The 18321-nt window shown below is 37.8% G+C and carries 20 protein-coding genes and 1 pseudogene; 19 read left to right on the top strand and 2 right to left on the bottom strand.

Translation table 11 applies throughout. The features are described from left to right. Positions 1 to 9: 9 nt before the first annotated feature. From DXA60_RS05620 to DXA60_RS05595, 6 genes are all read left to right on the top strand, one after another. On the top strand, positions 10 to 723 hold the full coding sequence (locus DXA60_RS05620; RefSeq protein ID WP_055225704.1) for a lantibiotic protection ABC transporter ATP-binding protein: 714 nt from the start codon (positions 10 to 12) through the stop codon (positions 721 to 723). Beyond that, on the top strand, positions 716 to 1447 hold the full coding sequence (locus DXA60_RS05615; RefSeq protein ID WP_117920249.1) for a lantibiotic immunity ABC transporter MutE/EpiE family permease subunit: 732 nt from the start codon (positions 716 to 718) through the stop codon (positions 1445 to 1447). Before DXA60_RS05620 ends, DXA60_RS05615 begins: the two co-directional genes overlap by 8 nt. A 1-nt stretch (position 1448) precedes the next feature. After that, the gene (locus tag DXA60_RS05610; RefSeq protein ID WP_117510124.1) at positions 1449 to 2189 is read left to right on the top strand and encodes a lantibiotic immunity ABC transporter MutG family permease subunit; all 741 of its coding nucleotides are present in this window, start codon (positions 1449 to 1451) and stop codon (positions 2187 to 2189) included. Between the two features lie 14 nt (positions 2190 to 2203). Then, entirely contained in the window at positions 2204 to 2866 is a 663-nt protein-coding gene (locus tag DXA60_RS05605; protein ID WP_015559641.1) for a response regulator transcription factor, read from the top strand. Next, positions 2854 to 4230 carry a sensor histidine kinase gene (locus tag DXA60_RS05600; protein WP_117920247.1) on the top strand — a complete coding sequence of 459 codons (1377 nt, stop codon included), beginning with the start codon at positions 2854 to 2856 and terminating at the stop codon, positions 4228 to 4230. The genes DXA60_RS05605 and DXA60_RS05600 overlap by 13 nt, the downstream gene beginning before the upstream one ends. Positions 4231 to 4337: 107 nt before the next feature. Further along, positions 4338 to 4652: a hypothetical protein gene (locus tag DXA60_RS05595; protein WP_117920244.1), complete on the top strand. Its 315-nt coding sequence runs from the start codon at positions 4338 to 4340 to the stop codon at positions 4650 to 4652. A gap of 77 nt (positions 4653 to 4729) precedes the next feature. Here DXA60_RS05595 and DXA60_RS05590 read toward each other — a convergent pair whose 3' ends face one another. Continuing rightward, entirely contained in the window at positions 4730 to 5572 is an 843-nt protein-coding gene (locus DXA60_RS05590) for a helix-turn-helix domain-containing protein (RefSeq protein ID WP_117920242.1), read from the bottom strand. Between the two features lie 170 nt (positions 5573 to 5742). On the opposite strand from DXA60_RS05590, the gene DXA60_RS05585 reads away from it, so the two are divergent. The 7 genes from DXA60_RS05585 to DXA60_RS05555 all read left to right on the top strand — a co-directional run bounded on the left by DXA60_RS05585 (position 5743) and on the right by DXA60_RS05555 (position 12693). Further along, positions 5743 to 7122, top strand: a complete 1380-nt coding sequence (locus DXA60_RS05585; protein ID WP_006858441.1) for an MFS transporter — start codon at positions 5743 to 5745, stop codon at positions 7120 to 7122. Positions 7123 to 7146: 24 nt separating this feature from the next. Further along, the gene (locus DXA60_RS05580) at positions 7147 to 7899 is read left to right on the top strand and encodes an alpha/beta hydrolase (RefSeq protein ID WP_006858440.1); all 753 of its coding nucleotides are present in this window, start codon (positions 7147 to 7149) and stop codon (positions 7897 to 7899) included. 29 nt (positions 7900 to 7928) lie between these two features. Beyond that, a complete protein-coding gene (bilR, locus tag DXA60_RS05575) occupies positions 7929 to 9863 on the top strand; it encodes a bilirubin reductase, long form (RefSeq protein WP_117920240.1) in 1935 nt (644 codons plus the stop codon). Between the two features lie 251 nt (positions 9864 to 10114). Then, positions 10115 to 10558 carry a GNAT family N-acetyltransferase gene (locus DXA60_RS05570; RefSeq protein ID WP_117920238.1) on the top strand — a complete coding sequence of 148 codons (444 nt, stop codon included), beginning with the start codon at positions 10115 to 10117 and terminating at the stop codon, positions 10556 to 10558. A 121-nt stretch (positions 10559 to 10679) separates the two neighbouring features. After that, entirely contained in the window at positions 10680 to 11111 is a 432-nt protein-coding gene (locus DXA60_RS05565; RefSeq protein WP_117920236.1) for a radical SAM mobile pair system MarR family transcriptional regulator, read from the top strand. Beyond that, positions 11108 to 11797, top strand: coding sequence for a radical SAM mobile pair protein A (locus DXA60_RS05560; RefSeq protein WP_117920234.1), 690 nt, complete (start codon positions 11108 to 11110; stop codon positions 11795 to 11797). Before DXA60_RS05565 ends, DXA60_RS05560 begins: the two co-directional genes overlap by 4 nt. Then, complete coding sequence (locus tag DXA60_RS05555; protein WP_117920231.1) at positions 11785 to 12693, top strand: radical SAM mobile pair protein B; 909 nt, start codon at positions 11785 to 11787, stop codon at positions 12691 to 12693. The genes DXA60_RS05560 and DXA60_RS05555 overlap by 13 nt, the downstream gene beginning before the upstream one ends. A gap of 166 nt (positions 12694 to 12859) precedes the next feature. Here DXA60_RS05555 and DXA60_RS05550 read toward each other — a convergent pair whose 3' ends face one another. Then, positions 12860 to 13213, bottom strand: a complete 354-nt coding sequence (locus DXA60_RS05550; protein WP_117920229.1) for a cupin domain-containing protein — start codon at positions 13211 to 13213, stop codon at positions 12860 to 12862. A 142-nt stretch (positions 13214 to 13355) separates the two neighbouring features. Here DXA60_RS05550 and DXA60_RS05545 point away from each other — a divergent pair, with 142 nt between their 5' ends. The 6 genes and pseudogenes from DXA60_RS05545 to DXA60_RS05515 all read left to right on the top strand — a co-directional run bounded on the left by DXA60_RS05545 (position 13356) and on the right by DXA60_RS05515 (position 17830). Continuing rightward, positions 13356 to 13688 (top strand): winged helix-turn-helix transcriptional regulator, encoded by a 333-nt coding sequence (locus DXA60_RS05545; RefSeq protein WP_072522465.1) that lies wholly within the window; start codon positions 13356 to 13358, stop codon positions 13686 to 13688. Between the two features lie 52 nt (positions 13689 to 13740). Beyond that, positions 13741 to 14151 (top strand): annotated as a pseudogene (locus DXA60_RS05540) (TIGR04076 family protein). A 126-nt stretch (positions 14152 to 14277) separates the two neighbouring features. Further along, entirely contained in the window at positions 14278 to 15093 is an 816-nt protein-coding gene (locus DXA60_RS05535) for a class I SAM-dependent methyltransferase (RefSeq protein WP_117920226.1), read from the top strand. A gap of 309 nt (positions 15094 to 15402) precedes the next feature. After that, complete coding sequence (locus DXA60_RS05525; protein ID WP_117920224.1) at positions 15403 to 16302, top strand: ABC transporter permease; 900 nt, start codon at positions 15403 to 15405, stop codon at positions 16300 to 16302. A 99-nt stretch (positions 16303 to 16401) separates the two neighbouring features. Then, positions 16402 to 17034: a TetR/AcrR family transcriptional regulator gene (locus DXA60_RS19115; protein ID WP_243006770.1), complete on the top strand. Its 633-nt coding sequence runs from the start codon at positions 16402 to 16404 to the stop codon at positions 17032 to 17034. Beyond that, entirely contained in the window at positions 17015 to 17830 is an 816-nt protein-coding gene (locus tag DXA60_RS05515) for an alpha/beta fold hydrolase (RefSeq protein ID WP_117920222.1), read from the top strand. Before DXA60_RS19115 ends, DXA60_RS05515 begins: the two co-directional genes overlap by 20 nt. The last annotated feature ends 491 nt before the right edge of the window (positions 17831 to 18321 follow it).

Raw genomic sequence — 18321 nt, 5'->3', positions numbered from 1 at the left:
ATAGTAAAGATGGAAATGATGTTGCAGACACAAAATTTGTGTAAATATTTTAGAAAGCAGAAAGCGGTAAATAATGTTTCACTTAATATAGAAAAGAAACAGATTTATGGACTGCTTGGACCGAATGGCGCTGGTAAATCTACCACATTGAAAATGCTGACCGGTATGATGAAACCAACTGCAGGAAAGATTTACTTTGATGGAAAACTTTGGGATAGGAAAGATTTATCAAAAATAGGAGCGTTAATTGAAAATCCGCCTATTTATGAAAATCTTTCCGCCAGAGAGAATTTGAAGGTAAGACAATTATTGCTTGGTACAGATGAAAACAGAATTGATGAGGTCTTGCAGATTGTATCACTTACAAACACCGGAAAGAAGAAAGCAGGACAGTTTTCTTTGGGAATGAAGCAAAGACTAGGCATTGCAATGGCATTGCTTGGAGAACCGGAACTTTTGATATTGGATGAACCTACGAATGGATTAGATCCAATAGGCATCGAGGAATTACGAGAGCTGATCCGGTCTTTTCCGGAACAGGGAATCACTGTAATTCTCTCCAGTCATATTCTCTCAGAGGTACAGTTACTTGCAGATAAAGTCGGGATTATTTCAGGTGGAATCTTAGGATACGAAGGAGCATTAAAGCAGGGAGATAATCTTGAAGATTTGTTTATGAATGTGGTAAGAAAAAACCAGAAAGCAGGTGAAATCCATGGTTAATATTATAAAAGCAGAACATCAAAAAGCCAAAAGAACCATGCGAAAAAAGTTTATCTGGGGATTTCCTATTCTTACATTTGTCATGGCATTTATATTTACTCTTGGGATGACAAATGCTTATGCAGAAAGTGTTTGGAACTGGTGGTATACACTTTTGCTGCCGGGGATGATTGCTCTATTTTGTTATCTTTCTGTGGCGCAGGAGAAAAAGATAAAATACTATCATTTAATGACTATTCCCACAGACAGAAGAAAATTGTTGCTGGGGAAAATTATTTATATTGGGTACATGATTTTGTTTTCTAATGTGATTGTGTTTGCAGGAGCAACGCTTGGAGGCTTTCTTCTAACGACACATGTTCCAGTTGGAGGAGCGTTGATTGCAGTATTGTTTCTGACGGTTTCTGAGTTATGGGAGATTCCGGTAGCTTTATTTTTAAGTGAACGATTTGGAATGATTGTAAACCTGTTCGTCTGCCTGTTTATTACCGTCAGCGGTGTGGTAATATCACAAACCAGAATCTGGTATGTACTTGTTTCTGCAATCCCTATGCGAATGATGTGCCCGTTGCTTCATGTTTTACCAAATGGACTTGCCGCAGAAGCAGGGAATCCTCTTTTGGATACGGGAGTCATTGTTCCGGGAATGTGTCTCTCAATCATCTGGTTTGTTTTTGTAACGGTTCTGTTTTTGAAATGGTTTGAGAGAAGAGAGGTGAAATAAGATGATTGGAAGATCTCTTAATGCAGACTTGCGAAAGATGAAAGGAACATCTGTGATTCTGGCACACTTACTGATTCCGATTATAACCAGCGTTATATTTTTAATATATTACTTTTTTTCACCATGGAATGAAAATATGAAAGTGATTGCATTTTATCAGGCAATAGGAGCAGGACTTCCGGTACTTATTGGAATTTTTACAGCAAGTGTGATGGAACAGGAACAAAATGCAGGTGATTTTCAAAATCTGTTGTCTTTACCGGATAAACCTGCAGCATTTTTATCGAAACTGTTGATGCTACTGGTTTTGTGTCTGTGCTCTATCCTATTGACAGCAATCATATTCGGAATTGGATTTGGAAGAATCGCATCAAGCGATATCGAAATCATGAAAGGATGTATATTTGCAGCATTGCTGCTGTGGGGAAGCAGTGTTCCACTTTATCTGTGGCAGCTGATTCTGGCTTTTCAGTTTGGAAAAGGGGTATCCATTGGAGCAGGGATTATATCAGGACTAATTAGTGCATTGATGCTTACCGGACTTGGAGATTATGTGTGGAAATATGTATTTGTCTGCTGGACGGGTAGAGTACCATATACTTATCTGCAATCTATATTGGGAGAAACTAGTGTAGGTGAATGGTTGTCATTCATACCAGGTTGCTTAATATTTACAGGGATTAGTATGGTATACTATTTTTGGTGGGTAAACCACTGGGAAGGAAACAGAATATCGGAATAGAATCGAGGGAAACTATGGCAAAAATACTGGCAGTTGATGATGAACCGGCAATTTTGGAAATGATAGAAAGCATTTTGAATAAGGATGGACATCTGGTTACCAAAGTAAGTAATCCACTAAAAATTAATATGGAAGAATTACATCGTTATGACCTGATTTTACTGGACATTATGATGCCTGGAATTGATGGCTTCGAATTATGCAAAAGAATCAGGGCACTTGTGGATTGTCCGATTTTGTTTCTTACGGCAAAAACGGAGGAAAACAGTCTGGTAAACGGACTTTCTTTAGGAGCAGATGATTATATTTCAAAGCCATTTGGAGTGATGGAACTTCGGGCAAGGATCAATGCACATCTTAGAAGAGAGCACAGGGAACATTCTGTCCGGATGGTTTTGGGGAGGGTCTGTATTCAAATATCTCAAAAGAAACTATTGGTTGATGATAAGGAACTTCCTCTTACGAAAGCGGAGTACGAAATTTGTGAATTTCTGGCTAAAAACAGAGGACAGGTTTTCTCGAAAGAACAGATTTTAGAAGAGGTCTTTGGTTTTGACAGTGAGAGTAATGACAGTACCATTATCACGCATATCAAAAATATAAGAGCAAAATTTGCGGATTATGATTATACACCGATAAAAACAGTCTGGGGGATTGGATATAAATGGGAAGAGTAAAGAGAAGCAATGCACTCAGCTGGATTTTTATGAGATATGTACTGGTCATGCTTGGATCATTAGTAGGTTTGGTGATTGTTGCTTGGCTGCTGCTGTACCTTTTGATTAGTGTGGGCTGTATCTATCCGGCGAATTATGCAGAGCAAAAGATTAATGAAGCATATGATACGATTTTACGTGCGGATAAAGTAACTGCTGAGATGATTCCTGCACTTTGTGATTATGTAATCTTTTCAGAGAATGGAGAGAAAATAGGTGGAGATCTGTCAGAACAATACGAACAGATAGCATGGAATGTTGCAAAGTACGGAAACGCATCCGGGAAATATTTTTATAAAGTAATTGTAAGGGAAAATGAATATGTTGTATTGCAATATCGCCTGACACCTCAATATCATTCAGCTTTTTTGAGGGAGCATTTTATAGGACCACAGAATGTGATGATTATTATGTCTGTGATTGGAGCGGTAGCGATTATCATCATTCCGTCCATACGTTTTGGAAAAAGAATCAAAAAGCAGATGCAGCCTGTATTAGACGCAATCGGACAAATAAAGGATCAAAATCTGGAATATGAGACATCCTGTTCCGGTATCAAAGAGTTTGATGACTGTTTATCGGCAATCGATGATATGCGAGATGCATTGCGAGAATCTTTAGAAAAGCAGTGGAAAACAGAGCAGCAAAAGAAACAGCAGATGTCTGCTTTGGCGCATGATATTAAAACACCTCTTACGATTGTACGGGGAAATGCAGAACTACTTTCAGAGACTGAACTGACCACAGAACAGAAGAATAATATCACTTATGTTTTGAACGGCACAACACAGATACAAAGTTATGTAAAACAGTTGATAGATGTCACAAAATCATGGAATTGCAGTGATGTTACCTATACAACGGTGAGGTTAGAAGATTTTTTCGCAGATATAAAGGAACAGGCACTCGGACTGGTAGAAATCTATCACCAGAAGATAGATTGGAAGGCGGAACAAAGTGATAAAAAGGTAACGATTGCTTATGATCCAATGTTCCGAGCCGTAATGAATGTGATTCAGAATGCAGTGGAGCATACAAAAGAAAATGGAATCATTTATATTGACGCAAAGGAGCAGGATGACCGGCTGACATTCATTGTGGAGGATAGCGGATCAGGATTTACAAAAGAAGCATTATTGCATGGCACAGAGCAGTTTTTTATGGATGACACAAGTAGAAATGGCGAAGCCCATTATGGGATGGGACTATTTTTTGCAAAAACTGTGGCTGAAAAATATGGTGGAGGTATTAAACTTTCAAATTCTGAAAATACAGGTGGGGCGAGGGTAGAAATATTTTTCCTGAGTAGTCAAGAAACAAGCTAAATAGACCGCAATTAAGCTATGTAAAAGAAGAATAAGACTGAAGCGGCATATCAATTGATGAATGCACTAGATATAGTCGTACCAGACTACATTGAGAGGGCTATAAGATGGATAAAAAGTTAATGCTAGCAGTGGCTGGTGCTGGGAAAACAACTTACATAATAAATAAGGTTTGCACGGAATACAGAAAGGTTTTAGTCATTACATATACGGATGCAAATTATAATAATATTATTTTCAAATTGCGTGAGCAAAATGACGAAGTGATTCCAGATGGAATCATTGTTTATAAGTATTTTACATTCCTTTATCGATTTTGCTATAAACCATTGCAGAAAATTATATGCAACAGTATGATTCGTTTTGTTGCTCCAATTATGATGTTTGTATTATTCTTACAGTCTACAGGAATTTTACACTAGAAACCACCTATGTGTTCGTTCATATTTTAAGCCCGCTTAATTGCGGGCTTATTTGCTTTATTCTACAAACACAATCATTACTTTTCATTCCTGTCAATCTGTAAATTATTGTAATATTGCATTGGAGTAACACCATATTCTTTCTTAAATGCTCTAAAAAAATGATTATACCCTCCAAATCCACCAAGCGCATATACCTCACGAATACTTTTCCCCTGCTCTATATAATGGCGGCATAAATCAAGTCTGCTCTTTACAATGTATGAATGAGGTGTCTCACCTGTCATTTTTTTAAACTCTCTTACTATATGATAACGGCTTACATAAAATTCATTTTCCAAGCGCTCCAACGAGATATCTTCTGTCAAATGTTCTCTGATATAAATAAAAATATCATCCATTACAACGTGTTTTTTCTTATTCGTCTTAATCTGTACATCCTCCTGAACAGATGAGCGAAGTGCAAGTACAAGAATCATAGTTAATAGGCTTTTCTCGTATAATGAGCGGGCAAATTTAGGCGGCTCATTATTCATCGAATAGAGCTTTTTGGATATATTCTTTATAAGCATAGCCGATTCACTCTCAGAATGAACAATCTTAACTTGATACGGAACAAAATCAAACGCTTCATCAAGTCTTGTTTCTTCATCTGACAATTTCCTTAAAAGTTCTCCACCTATATAAAGAACATAAACTTCAAGAGGATACTTATTTTTACGATATTCAAGCTTTACTTTATTACCTGGCTTAATAAATATCAAATCCTCCATAGTACATACAATATTATCATCCTCCTGGTGCATATACCCTATCCCACCAGTTATAAATACAATTGTATAGCTCTTCTTTTGCCCAAAGCTTCGCTGGGTACTATCCAATATTTTCAAATATTCCATTTTGTAGCCTTGCTTTTTCATATGTCTATTTTGCACACTTTCCTATTATATTTTTTGTTTATTTTGTCAAAATATACAATATATCAATTTTTCGTAGTTTGCAAGCAATATTTGTATATGGATATCAGCATAACCACAATATAATAAGATTGTAGCTACCAAAACAATATAAATTTGAGAGGTAAATTATCATGAAAGAAACAAGACCTTTTTCCATGAAGGACAAAATTGGTTACACTCTTGGCGATTTGGGATGTTGCTGTACTGAGCAGTTCCGTGCCATGTATCTTGCTATTTTTTATACACTGGTATTAAAAGTTAATCCAGTACACGTAGGAATCCTTATGCTTATTACAAAGTTTTGGGATGCTATAAATGACCCTTTAATTGGTGCACTTGTTGATAGCCACAAAAACAAAGGAAAAGGAAAATTCATTCCTTGGATTAAATTCTTTGCTTTTCCAACTGCAGTACTCTGTATATTAGGATTTGTTAACGTAAGCAATTTCGCTTATGGTGCACGTATTGCTTATATGTTCATTACATATATTGTTTACGAAATTATGTACACATGTGTCAGCGTTCCATTTGGTAGTCTTTCAAGTGTAATGACTGATGATGTTAACCAACGTACTGACCTTTCTCGTTTCAGAAGTCTTGGCGGTACAATTTTTATGACAGTTATCGTTATTGCTGGACCATTATTCTTATATAAAGATAACCAGCCAGTACCTAGCCATTTCCTTATTATGTCAGCAATCTGTGCAGTTATTGGATTAATCTGTCTTATGTTTACATCTCATTGGTGTAAAGAGCGTATTATTACAGAGCCAGTTGTTGAGAAAAAAGAAAAGCTTAACTACTTCCAGGTAATTAAAGATATTACTAAAAACAAAGCATTACTCGGAGTTATGTTATCAAGCTTTATCGGTATTGTTGGAGCAGGTATGGTTAACGGATTAAATACTTATTTATTCCGCGATTATTTTGGAAATGTTGCCATCATGGCAGTTTCAGGTATGTTAAGTGTAATCTGGTCACTTATTGCATTCGTAGGCACAAAATTTGTTGCTAAGAAATTTGGAAAGAAAGAATGGATTATGTACAGTGCAACTTTCTCAGTTGTTGTTTATGCTATTTTATTCTTCTTCCCACTTGAAAATCCTATGCTCTTTATTATCATCAACGGAATCTGCTATCTTGGAGTAAGTGGTTTCCAAGTATTAGTTTGGGCACTTGTAAATGATGCAATTGATTATCAGGAACTTCAGACAGGAAAACGTAATGAAGGAATTGTATACTCAGCATATACATTTTTCCGTAAACTTGCTAATGCTGTATCAGGAAGTATGAGTAGTTTTGCACTTGCAATTGCTGGATTCCAGGTTAATGAAGCTGTCCAGAATGAAGCATTCTCAGGACGTCTTTGGAAAACATATACAGGTTTATATGTTGTAGGGTATTTATTAGCTGTTCTGGTATTAAAATTTATCTACCCTCTTACAAAAGAGAAAACAGCTGAAATGTTACAGGATTTAGCTGATAAGCGAAATGCTGCTACTGCAGAATAAAATTAGAAACAGAGGTATTTTAAATTGACAAAACAAGTAGAAATTACAAACCGTGATGGACACATCTTACGCGGAATAGTTAACATTCCAGAAGATGGCACAAGATTTCCTGCTATTGTAAATGTACATGGCTTTACAGGGAATAAAAGCGGTTACAAAAGTATTTATACTCACACAGCCAGATTCTTAGCTGAACATGGATTTGCCAGTGTCCGTTTTGATTTATACGGAAATGGTGAAAGTGATGGTGAATTCGAGGACATGACCTTTACAGGTATCCTACACGATATCGAGGATATTATAAACTGGACTAAAACACAAGATTTTGCCAATCCAGATAAGATTATCTTATCTGGTCAGAGTATGGGAGGATACGCAGCTGCTACTGCAGCTCCTATTGTTAATCCTTATGCTCTCATGCTTATGTGTCCAGGTGCTGGAATGTGGTTTGGATGTAAGGATCGTGCTGAAGCCATGGAAGCTCAGGGAATCACCAAAGCCGATATTGAAGGACTCACTTTCCCAACATCCTTTAATCATGATTTATTTAACTATGAGCCATTCTCGTCAGCAGAAGGATACAACGGACCAGTCCTCCTTATAAGAGGAACTGCAGATGATTTGGTAGATGATGCAACATGCCATAGATATGAGTCACTTTACAATGGAAAATGCAATTATAAAACGATTGAAGGCGCTAACCACAATTTTGCCAGTGCTTTTGCAAGAGCAGAATTAGACAAATTAATGTTAGAGTTTTTAACACCACTTAAATAGTATATTCACTTTGAAAGGAAGTATGAACAATGAAATTATTAGAGCCTATAAAAGTTGGAAATATTGAATTTAAAAACCGTATTATGTTCCCACCACTTACAACAGGATATGAGGAAAAAGATGGTTCTATTGGAGAACAAAGTTTTCGTTTTTACGAGCGTCTCGCAAAAGGCGGTGTCGGATATATAGTAATTGGAGATGTTGCACCACTTCCAACATTCTCTCCTACACCAAAGCTTTATTCACCTGAGCAGGTTCAAAGCTTCAAAAAACTTGCTGACGCATGTCATGAAAATGGTGCAAAGCTTGGAATTCAGTTATTCCATCCTGACTACAATGTTAAAGCTTTAAACGATATGTTCCATCAGGGCAAAATGCAGGAAGCAAGAGCTAAACTTCACCATGATATGCAGCACTTTGTAAATGAAGTAACTGCAGAAGAACTTGATGAAATAATAAAGCATATGGAAAACTGTGCTATCTTAGCACACGAAGCTGGTGTTGATTGTATTGAAGTACATGGAGACCGTCTTGTTGGTTCTCTCTGCTCTCCTATTTTAAATCATAGAACTGATGAATATGGCGGTGACCTGGCTAATCGTACACGTTTTGCATTAACACTTGTAAAAAGATTAAAAACAATCGTACCTGACATGGTTATCGACTACAAGCTTCCTATAGTTACTCCTCTTGGAGAAAATAGTTTTAGAGGAAAAGGTGGTCTTCCATTAGATGAGGCTTGCATTTTTGCAAAAGAATTAGAAGCTTGCGGTGTTGACACATTACATGTTGCACAGGCTAACCATACAGGAAATATGGGTGATACAATCCCTGCCATGGGAACACAGCCATACGGATTTATGGTTTCTTATTCTAAAAAAATAAAAGAGCTTGTATCTATTCCTGTATCTGTAGTAGGCCGTATCGTTACACCAGAAGCTGCCGAAGCAGTTATTGCAAATGGTTCTGCTGATATCATTGGATTAGGTCGTTCTCTTCTCACAGACCCTGACTTTGCAAACAAATGCGCAGATGGACATTGCTGTAATGTCAGAACATGTATGATGTGCAATAAGGGATGTACAGATAATATTCAGAATCGTGCTTTCTTAAGTTGTGTACTTAATGCTGAAAACGGTTACGAAGCAACACGACATATAACTCCTGCAGCATCATCAAAGAAAATAGCTATTATTGGTGCTGGTATTGCTGGACTTGAAGCTGCACGTGTTGCTGCATTAAGAGGTCATAGTGTAACCATTTTTGAGAAATCACTTCAGATTGGTGGTCAGTTACTTATTGCTAGTGTACCTCCAAGAAAAGAAGAAATGATGAGAAGTATTAATTATTATGCAAATGTACTTCCTGAATTAGATGTTACGTTCAGGCTAGGTGAAGAATTCACATCACAGGATTATAATTCATTCGATGAAGTAATTGTGGCAACAGGTGCAAACAACGCAATAATCCCTGTTCCTGGCAAAGATCTTCCAACTGTTACAAGTGCATGGGATGTGCTTGCCAAGAAAGAAATCGTATTCGGTAATGTTTCTGTAATCGGTGGTGGTCTTGTAGGTGTTGAGACAGCTGAATATCTGGCTTCACGTGGATGTAAGGTTACAATTATTGAAATGATGGACCAGATTGCAAAAGAAGAAAGCAACACTGTTCTACCTACTCTAATGAGTGAATTAGAGCATTATAATGTTCAAATAGTAACATCTGCAAAATTATCAGAAATCAAAGATGATTCTGTAGTTGTTGAAAAAACAATAGACGACAATACATCAACAGAAGAAATTGCTTCAGACTTTGTTGTAATGGCTGTTGGTGCAAGAAAGAACCTTCCAGAGCTTTCTGATTGTCCTCTTCCCCTTCACTATATTGGTGATTGTGCTGGAGAACGTCCAAGTAATATTGATCATGCTATTAAATCAGCATATGATGTGGCATGTGAAATATAAATTATTAATTATCCCATTACCACAAAATCCATGTTCCAATTTAAGGAACATGGATTTTTATTATAATATATTTAAATATTATTGTTTAAAGTTCGTAAACGCTCCATACGTTTACATTCCGTCTTTATCGTTTTCTCAATCGGAATTTGAGGAAAAGAAGAATGGAAGATAAAAAAATATTACTCGATAATATTAGCTCCAAAACCGAAAAAGAAGAAATAAACAAATTCTAGTTTGACGGAGTAATAGATATGAAAATCCGAGAAGTGAATGAGAATAAAAAGCAATTTATAGCATTATTGTTATTAGCTGATGAGCAGGAAAATATGATTGATCACTATCTTGAAAAAGGTACTATGTATGTACTTGAAGATGGTAATGTAAAAGCTGAATGTGTCGTTACTGATGAAGATAATGGAATACTTGAAATTAAAAATATTGCAGTTGATCCTCAGAATCAAGGTCAGGGCTATGGGAAAGCATTGATTGACTTCCTTGTAAGTAAATATGCAGATGAATATTCTATTTTGCAGGTTGGAACAGGTGACAGCCCGTTGACCGTACCGTTTTATGAAAAATGCGGATTTGTCCGATCTCACAATATTCCGAATTTCTTTACGGACAATTATGACCACCCAATTTATGAGTGTGGTGTACAGTTAATAGATATGGTATATTTGCAAAGATATTTATAACTTCCAGTTTTTGAAACTGAGAAATCGGAATTTACTTCTACTTAGACATACAAACTGTTGACAGTAAAACTCCTATATAGTATTATTTGATAAAATACTATATAGGAGTTTTTGTGTAAAAATGAATGGAGGATTTCTTGTTACCAAAATAAAACAACTTGGAGATCGAATCTTTGAGAAGATTCTCAGCGAAAAGAATATTGATGCGTTTAACGGAGCCCAAGGGCGTATTCTTTATGTACTGTGGCAGGAAGATGGAATCTCAATCAGGTCACTCTCGATTAAGTGTGGATTAGCGATAACTTCTCTTACTACGATGCTGGAAAGAATGGAAAATCAAGGGCTGATAAGACGTGTTCAGTCTGAAACGGACAAAAGGAAAACACTCCTGTTTCTGACTGAAAAAGCACACGCCTTAAAGGACGAATACGATTCTGTATCTGATAAAATGGGCAGTATTTACTACAAAGGTTTTTCGGAGGAAGAAATTACCCAGTTTGAGGAATGCCTCGACCGTATCAGAAAGAATCTTGAGGAGTGGCAGAAATCATGAGTATTTGTATCAAAGATCAGATTCAAAACATGAATATCGTCATCGGATGTACAGTGGGGTGTGCATATTGCTATGCCCGCAATAATGTGAAACGCTGGCATATGATTGATGACTTTGCTGACCCTGAATTCTTTCCGGGTAAGCTCAAGATGATGGAAAAGAAACGTCCGCAGAACTTTCTTCTTACCGGCATGAGCGATCTTTCCGGCTGGAAGTCAGAATGGAGAGACGAGGTATTTGAAAAAATCCGTGAAAATCCACAGCATCAGTTCCTGTTCCTTACAAAGCGACCAGATCTGCTGGATTTTGATACAGATTTGGAAAACGCATGGTTTGGTGTTACGGTGACGAGAAAAGCAGAACTGTGGCGTATTGACGCACTACGGGAAAATGTCAGAGCAAAACACTATCATGTTACCTTTGAGCCGCTATTCGACAATCCAGGTTCAGTTGATCTTTCCGGGATCAACTGGATCGTTGTCGGCACCATGACTGGAGTTCAGAGCAGGAAGGTTCATACGGAGCCGGAGTGGGCATGGTCTCTGACAGATCAGGCGCATGTGCTTGACATTCCGGTATTTATGAAGGAAGATCTTGTCCCTATCATAGGGAATGAAAATATGATTCAGGAAATGCCGGATGAATTCAATAAAGTGTTGGAGGTACAGAAATCATGGCAGAAGTAATAAATGGAATCCTCATTAATGAGGCGGAAACAAAGAACATCATGACCAAGTCCAGTCTGCCTGTAGGCGGTTACTCGGTCAATCCATATGTAGGCTGTACACACGCCTGCAAGTATTGCTATGCTTCTTTTATGAAGCGCTTTACCGGACACAAGGAGGAATGGGGCACTTTCCTTGATGTGAAGCATTGGCCGGAAATTAAGAATCCGAAGAAATATGCCGGACAGCGGGTGGTCATCGGTTCTGTGACAGATGGCTACAATCCACAGGAGGAGCAATTCGGGAATACCAGAAAACTTCTGGAGCAGCTGATCGGCAGTGACGCAGATATTCTGATCTGCACAAAGTCGGATCTTGTGGTACGGGATATTGATCTGCTGAAGAAGCTTGGACGAGTAACCGTTTCATGGTCGATCAACACACTAGATGAAAATTTCAAGAACGATATGGACTCTGCTTCTAGCATTGAGCGCCGTATCGCTGCTATGAAGCAGGTATATGAAGCAGGTATCCGTACAGTCTGTTTTGTATCTCCGGTATTCCCCGGTATCACGGATTTTGAAGCAATCTTTGAGCGGGTAAAGGATCAGTGCGATCTGTTCTGGCTCGAAAATCTCAATCTTCGAGGCGGTTTCAAAAAGACAATTATGGATTATATCGCCGGAAAATATCCTGATCTTGTACCACTTTACGACGAGATCTATAACAAGCATAACCGCAGCTACTTTGAAGCACTTGAAGTAAAAGCTGAGGAAATGGCTAAGAAGTATGACTGCCCATTTGTGGATAATGAAATGCCTTATGGCAGAGTCCCGCAGGGACATCCGGTGATCGTAGATTATTTCTATCATGAGGAAATCCGAGGGACAGAGAATACAGGAAAAAGAAATCGTTAATCTAAACGAAAATTAAACTGATGATGGTGGAGAGATTTATTTATCGCCATTTGAAATCGAGAAGTTCTTGTTTGAAAAATAGAGAAATTGTAAAATTGAAGAAAAAAGAAATGCACAGTTCTTAGCTTATCGGGAACTGTGCATTTTTGTAAATAAATACTTTTAATTAGCCGATTACGGCATCCTCTGCTGTAAAATGTTCCAGAGAATTTTCTTTTACCTGTATGCAGATATAAGTAATTCCGGAAATATCGGATGCAAAAAACTGACGCTTTGCAGCAGGTGCGATTTTTAGCCAGTCTCCAGTTGAAAGGCTGATTTCTTCTCCATCAATTACGGCTTTGCCGTTACCTGAAAGAATTCCATAGATTTCTTCATTTTCTTTATGAGAATGAACAAATGGGACATTTGCTCCTGCAGGTAGTTCGTTTAAACTGATTTCTGCACCTGTTAAAGACAACTTTTCATGCAGTTCAATTCGGGTTTCCTTTCCAATAGTTGTTTTTGTGTAATTTGTCATAATAATACCTCCATAGTTGATTTGTAGTTTCTGGTTGCTTGGTATTAGTATAGTGTGAGACACATACAAAAACAAGTACGCACCTTTTTGTAACTGTACACTCAAAATTGAATGTGTTACAATAGACTCGGAGGTGAGAATTATGCGAGCAAAAGAAGAATTACCGGAATGCCCAGTTGCAACAGCGGTATCTCTCATCGGAGGAAAATGGAAACTGCTGATTTTGCGTAACTTGAAAGAGCGCCCATGGAGATTCAATGAGCTACAACGAAGTATAGATGGTATTTCACAAAAGGTTTTGACAGATAGTTTAAGACAAATGATGAGTGATGGACTGGCATATCGCCACGATTACCATGAGCAGCCACCGAGAGTCGAATACGGATTAACGGAACTCGGAACAAAAATGCTTCCAATTGTTAATTCACTTGCTGACTTTGGTAACTACTATAAATCACTTATTGAACAGAATTAAGTACGTTAGTATTTGAAAAGCCCGAACAATCGAAATCTGGAGGTGTTGACGAATGCAACATGAATGCAAAATAACGGTATTGGAGACAAAGGTATTTCCGGAATTGCAGGAAAAGTATTTAGCTGATCCGAAATCAGGTCCGTGTCCCTGCTTCAAGGCGGGAGATACATTCCTTCTGAAAAGAACGCCGGAGCAGGATGACTTTTACCATCTAATGAACGGCAAATTCTGCGGCGAGGCATGGGATGCCATCAGCCGATATGTCTATGCGGCGCTGTAGGGTGGCTCCATTATGCGTAAGTGGACAAATGACGACAGAATGATGATCGCCTGCTGCAATGACGGCACACGCCCTGTTATCTTCAAAATAGAGCGGATTGATATTCCGGAAAGCGAAGAAGAAAAGCAATGGTTGAAAAAGCAGAATTTTGAGAACACGGCAAATGATGCTTATACAGGCTGATAAATTCCAGTTTAAGAAGTTTATGGGGGCTGTCTCCAAGACACGTCAATTTGAATTGTTTATTTTCATAAAATGTGTTACAATCAAGTTAGTCGAAACTAATTATATTGCAAAAAAGGTAAATGTATGAGTGAAAGAATAAAACCTACTATCAGTGGCAGTGCTGAGACAATGCTCCAGAGCTTTTATGCCAGAGCCCAATATTCCAAAAGTAAGCATAATAAATTCTATGATGCAAAGGCGGTAGAATTAGTCGACAGAATTGATTATGATTTTTCTACGGCGGCTAGGGATTCTACGATGGGGAAAGGGGTAATTGCTAGAACGATAGTTTTTGATGAATTAGTAAAGAATTTTATAGAGAAAAATCCTGATTGTACGGTGGTTAATATTGCCTGTGGTCTGGATACGAGATTTTATCGCATGGATAATGGTAAAATCACCTGGTACAATCTGGATCTGCCAGAAACGATAGCAATCCGCAATCAGATTTTCGAGGAATCAGGACGTGTTTCTACGATAGGAATTTCTGCACTTGACCCTGCATGGTCAAAAGAAGTAAAAGTGCGGGGGAAAATGCTTTTTATCATTGAAGGATTATCAATGTATCTGACAGCAGAAGAAAACGGTAAGATATTAAAAATAATAAAGGACAACTTTGATAATGCCTGTATTCTTATGGAATGTCTGGCAAAGGCATGGGTAAAGAAAGAAGGAATAGAAAAATCCATACAGCAAACAGGCTCAAAATTTGTCTTCGGTGCAGATCATTTTGAAGACCTTGGGAATATGACAACAGGGTATCATAAAATAAAAGATGATAATATTCTTCGTGGCATGGAGTTATTTTCATCTGCATACAGACTTTTGTCGTTATTACCGATTGCAAAAAAGGTTACGCAGAAGATTCTGATATTTGAAAAAGACGATCAAAGCATGTGAAAGAGTCTTTATACGTGAATGTAAAGAGGCGGTGCAGATATGAAGGTTGAAGCAGCGAAAGAAGTGCCAATGGTAAGGACAGATAAAGCCAGATAGTAATTGGGGCGTGGGAGTAATCCTGCGTCCTTTTTGTGTTTTAATGCATCTTGGTTCATATATTATGCATCTTAGTAATGCTCATATAGACATTGAAGCAACAAAGCTTATAGTTAAACATTAGGATATATTTAGAGATTACGAGGTAGTAAAGGGCGGAATGGATGATGTATTTCTTGCGGTAACAGGCAAGACGCTGGGAGGTGAAAACGAATGAAGACAGTTATTTCTCTTATGAACAGGAATAGGAAATTATTTTTCAGAGATAAAGGAATGTTTTTTTCTGCACTTATCACACCATTTATTTTGATTGTATTGTATGCAACATTTTTAGCAAAGGTTTATAAGGACTCTTTTACATCAGCATTTCCGGAAGGATTTACGATTGCGGAAAAGTTGATTGATGGGACAGTTGCATCCCAGCTAGTTGCCGCTCTCTTAGCAGTAAGCTGTGTAACAGTTACATTCTGCGTGAATCTTACAATGGTTCAGGACAAGGTGAATGGTATAAGGAAGGACTTAAATGTTTCACCGATAAGTCGCTCAAAGATATATCTTGGATATTTCCTTGCAACAGTGCTGAATTCATTGCTTGTAAATGGGCTGGCACTTGTGATCGGACTTCTTTACATAGGAAAAATGGGCTGGTATTTAAGCTTTGTGGATGTGCTTTGGATTATTATTGATGAGATTCTTCTGGTGCTATTTGGAAGTACACTTTCAAGTATTATAAGCTATCCGCTTACTACGCAGGGGCAGATGTCAGCAGTAGGAACGATTGTCAGCGCAGGCTATGGCTTTATCTGTGGAGCATATATGCCAATCTCTAATTTTGGCTCTGGATTGCAGAAAGCATTGTCATATCTTCCGGGGACTTATGGAACTTCACTTATTAAGAATCATATGCTTCGTGGCATATTTGAGGAGATGGAGAGTGAGAAGCTTCCAGAGGAGCTGATAACGGCAATAAGGGAAACGTTAGACTGTAATCCGCAGTTTCATGGAAATGTAGTTAATACAACACAGATGATATTAATTATGGCGGGCAGTATCGTGGTATTGGGAGCAATTTTTCTTCTTATGACTTGTCTGCCGGAAAAAGAAAACAGGTAAAGGAGCCTAGTCATTGAAGTGATGGTCAAATGAGGTCTTCCGTTAATCGGTCAACGGGTGTATACTCGCATTAACCTAATTGGTCAACGGAGGTGGCTTATGAATTATAAATTTTATGCTTTGCCTGTAGAAAAACAATCTCAAATATTGAATGCAGCATATAAAGTATTTGCAATGAATCAATATAAAAAGGCACCAACCTCAGAAATTGCAGCAGAAGCCGGAATTTCCAAGTCACTTTTGTTTCATTATTTTCATAACAAGCAGGAGCTGTATATTTTTTTATGGAATCATGCAGCGGATTTAACAAAAAAGTACATGTGTAAATATAAGGTATATGAAACAGATGATTTTTTTGAAATGATGCGTCGAGGTCTGATGGCTAAGTGTGCAGTGATGAGAAAATACACATTTTTGTCTTTATTTTCCATAAATTCATACTTTGAAACAGAGCCGGATATTCAATCAACTATCCAACCGTATGTACAGGATGTTACCCAAACGACATTGGAAATGCTTTTGTCAATTTTGAATCTCGATTTCATCCGTAAGGATATAGAATTTGTTCGTATATATAAAGAAATTCTATATGCTTCAGAAGGGATGCTGAAGCATTGGTACAGAACAGGAAATTATGATGTAACTGTTTTTGAGCAGGAATATCTGGAAATGATAAATCATTGGGAAATGGTTTATGGAAAGGGGACGGAAAATGATAGAAAACAGTTATAAGACATCCTGTGGCTGCATCCGTTATTTTGTAAATATAATAGACAAGCAGAAAATTACGTTAGTATTTTTACCGGGACTTACAGCAGATCACAGGCTTTTTGAGAAGCAGATAGAATATTTTGAGAATAAACAGAATGTGTTTGTATGGGATGCACCATCACATGCATTATCCAGACCATTTACGAATAATTACAGTCTGGCTGACATGGCAGAATGGCTTTATGAAATCTTAGCAAAAGAAGAAATTTATCATCCGATCATTATTGGTCAGTCTATGGGTGGATATCTGGCTCAAATGCATATGGAATTATATCCGGATAAGATAAAGGGGTTTATTTCTATTGATTCTGCACCGCTTCAAAAGTCTTATATGACTGCAATGGAGATATGGCTTCTTGAAAGAGCAGAGCCATTATATAAAATATATCCATGGAAAGCGCTTCTTAGGGCAGGGTCAAGAGGGTGCGCTGAGACGGATTATGGTCAGAATCTTATGCGGAAAATGATGATGTCCTATGATGCAGACCCTAAAGAATACGCAAGGCTTGCCGGCTTCGGGTACAGAATGCTTGCTGAAGCAATCAAAGCAGATCTGCCATATCATATCAGTTGTCCGGCGTTACTTATCTGTGGAGAAAAGGATAAAGCGGGCTCAGCAAAAAGCTATAATAAGAAATGGCATCAGAGAGAAGGGTTACCGCTTAAATGGATAAAAAATGCCGGTCATAATTCCAATACCGACCAGCCGGATGAAGTAAACAGGCTTATAGAAAAATTTATCAGCGAGGTAGATTAGGAAGGAAATTCACAGATTGCACTATTTTGTAGTAAATATAGGCATAAATAGTTTACTTGCTGTATAATAGAGATATCTTAAGAAAGAAGGTATTCTCTATGTCATTTAAGGAAAACGCTTACCAGCAAATGTCATTTACAGATAGTTTTTCCGGATTAACTGCCAGAGAACAGAAAGCACAGGAAAAATCCTGAGGAAAAATCCTGGGCAAAAATCTTTGCCGATAAAATATTTCCTGCTATTGATGAAAAGCGCTTTTCTGTATTATACAATGATAAGGCATCCAGACCGAATACTCCGGTAAATGTGATCGTTGGCGCGCTCATCATCAAAGAGCTTTTTGATTATTCCGATGATGATTGAATCCAACATCCGCAAACTAAGCCGGATGGAACTGATATACACCTGCATTCTCCGTAATGGAGTGGAAACTGTTCCGTCAAATATTCGAAAGAATTACCATTTGGAAAAGATGCCCCGTGGAAAACAGC

Origin of the sequence: Roseburia sp. OF03-24 (genome assembly GCF_003463035.1) — a bacterium.
Lineage (GTDB): Bacteria > Bacillota > Clostridia > Lachnospirales > Lachnospiraceae > Roseburia > Roseburia rectibacter.
This window is presented reverse-complemented; position numbering and strand designations above follow the sequence as displayed.

Bases quoted from the DNA above. Each gene is read 5' to 3' on its own strand.
- DXA60_RS05525 (WP_117920224.1), top strand. From the start codon at position 15,403: ATGAAGACAGTTATTTCTCTTATGAACAGGAATAGGAAATTATTTTTC.
- DXA60_RS05620 (WP_055225704.1), top strand. From the start codon at position 10: ATGGAAATGATGTTGCAGACACAAAATTTGTGTAAATATTTTAGAAAG.
- DXA60_RS05570 (WP_117920238.1), top strand. From the start codon at position 10,115: ATGAAAATCCGAGAAGTGAATGAGAATAAAAAGCAATTTATAGCATTA.
- DXA60_RS05535 (WP_117920226.1), top strand. From the start codon at position 14,278: ATGAGTGAAAGAATAAAACCTACTATCAGTGGCAGTGCTGAGACAATG.
- DXA60_RS05610 (WP_117510124.1), top strand. From the start codon at position 1,449: ATGATTGGAAGATCTCTTAATGCAGACTTGCGAAAGATGAAAGGAACA.
- DXA60_RS19115 (WP_243006770.1), top strand. From the start codon at position 16,402: ATGAATTATAAATTTTATGCTTTGCCTGTAGAAAAACAATCTCAAATA.
- bilR (WP_117920240.1), top strand. From the start codon at position 7,929: ATGAAATTATTAGAGCCTATAAAAGTTGGAAATATTGAATTTAAAAAC.
- DXA60_RS05615 (WP_117920249.1), top strand. From the start codon at position 716: ATGGTTAATATTATAAAAGCAGAACATCAAAAAGCCAAAAGAACCATG.
- DXA60_RS05595 (WP_117920244.1), top strand. From the start codon at position 4,338: ATGGATAAAAAGTTAATGCTAGCAGTGGCTGGTGCTGGGAAAACAACT.
- DXA60_RS05545 (WP_072522465.1), top strand. From the start codon at position 13,356: ATGCGAGCAAAAGAAGAATTACCGGAATGCCCAGTTGCAACAGCGGTA.
- DXA60_RS05605 (WP_015559641.1), top strand. From the start codon at position 2,204: ATGGCAAAAATACTGGCAGTTGATGATGAACCGGCAATTTTGGAAATG.
- DXA60_RS05555 (WP_117920231.1), top strand. From the start codon at position 11,785: ATGGCAGAAGTAATAAATGGAATCCTCATTAATGAGGCGGAAACAAAG.
- DXA60_RS05585 (WP_006858441.1), top strand. From the start codon at position 5,743: ATGAAAGAAACAAGACCTTTTTCCATGAAGGACAAAATTGGTTACACT.
- DXA60_RS05565 (WP_117920236.1), top strand. From the start codon at position 10,680: ATGAATGGAGGATTTCTTGTTACCAAAATAAAACAACTTGGAGATCGA.
- DXA60_RS05600 (WP_117920247.1), top strand. From the start codon at position 2,854: ATGGGAAGAGTAAAGAGAAGCAATGCACTCAGCTGGATTTTTATGAGA.
- DXA60_RS05550 (WP_117920229.1), bottom strand. From the start codon at position 13,213: ATGACAAATTACACAAAAACAACTATTGGAAAGGAAACCCGAATTGAA.
- DXA60_RS05590 (WP_117920242.1), bottom strand. From the start codon at position 5,572: ATGAAAAAGCAAGGCTACAAAATGGAATATTTGAAAATATTGGATAGT.
- DXA60_RS05560 (WP_117920234.1), top strand. From the start codon at position 11,108: ATGAGTATTTGTATCAAAGATCAGATTCAAAACATGAATATCGTCATC.
- DXA60_RS05515 (WP_117920222.1), top strand. From the start codon at position 17,015: ATGATAGAAAACAGTTATAAGACATCCTGTGGCTGCATCCGTTATTTT.